Consider the following 1,234-nt stretch of genomic DNA (forward strand, 5'->3'; position numbering starts at 1 on the left):
AATGAAATTGAAGAGAAACAAAATTTGATTTCTAGTCTTATCAAAAAACTTTCATTAAGTCCAAGTGAAGAAATATCCAAATACATTTTTAAAGAAATTGAAACTATTAATTTTGATGTATCTAATTTAAAACAAGAGCTTGAAAATATTAATAATGATAGAAATGAAGTTACTACTAAGCTTGAAGATATTTATATGATTATAGATATGCTTAAAAGATTTGATTCTAGCTTTGATTTAATAGAGGATATTACTCAAAAGCGTTTTATGCTTCAAAGTGTAGTTAAAAGCATCTCTTTTAATACTAAAACCTTTGATGTTATTGTTGACCTTATATGTGATAAAAAAAAATAGAATTTGCAGAACCATTTTTAGCCAAAAAGTCGTTGTTTTATAATCAAAGCACAACCTATAGTTACAAAAAAACGATAACCTGGAATGTATTACTAATTAATATTAAAGCATATGACAAATATATATTACATAGTGGATTAAAACCAAAAATAGTAGGTGAATGGATAAAATACCACAGAAAGCTTAATGAATGCTCCCAAGTGGAATTAGCTCTAAAACTTGGTTTTAAAGAAACTACTGCTAGAAATATAATTAGTTATTATGAATCTAATATTGTAAAACCTAACAAGGAAACTTCTATGAAACTTGCTAGACTTTTTAATTTACAAAGTAAGTATTTTTATGATAGCTATTTTGGTTTTTTAGATAATGCTCCTAGTATACTTAAAAAATATAGAGAAAGTAATAATTTAAGTTTAACAGAGGCTGCTAATAGGATTGGAACAACATATAATACGTGGTCAAGATGGGAAATGGGTAAGCCTATTTCTAGAAAGTACTTTAATAAATTAAAAGAGTTTGAGGTTTTATAACTCCTTACTCTTTTAATTTGATTTAAATTATACTTATATATATCCAGTATACTATTACATTTTAAATTATATAAAAATAGTATATTTTTTGAGAAAAAAGGTATATAGTTATTTTAATTAAATATTAAAATAACTATATACCTAATAATTGTATTTTTGTATTAAACTATTCATAATTTGATTTGTAATTTTTATGGTCTTCCATTTCTTCCTTCTTTTAACCCACTAATTAAGTAGTGATTAAAATATAATTTGTAATTAGTTCCATATTCATTTTTTAAATCTGAATATCTTTCAGCATATGCTTTAGGATCAAAATTCTTACTAGCTTGTCTTCCTTCATTCAT

2 protein-coding genes are annotated in these 1,234 nt (G+C 23.9%); both read left to right on the plus strand.

Features of this window, described 5'->3' with window-relative positions:
- Positions 1-354, plus strand: a 354-nt coding sequence (locus BUB01_RS23375) for a hypothetical protein (protein WP_159433295.1), incomplete at its 5' end; no start/stop codon positions are given.
- 32 nt (positions 355-386) lie between these two features.
- Entirely contained in the window at positions 387-887 is a 501-nt protein-coding gene (locus BUB01_RS22625) for a helix-turn-helix domain-containing protein (protein ID WP_242958474.1), read from the plus strand.
- Positions 888-1,234 lie beyond the last annotated feature (347 nt).

Origin of the sequence: Clostridium cavendishii DSM 21758, assembly GCF_900141845.1 — a bacterium.
GTDB lineage: Bacteria > Bacillota > Clostridia > Clostridiales > Clostridiaceae > Clostridium_AG > Clostridium_AG cavendishii.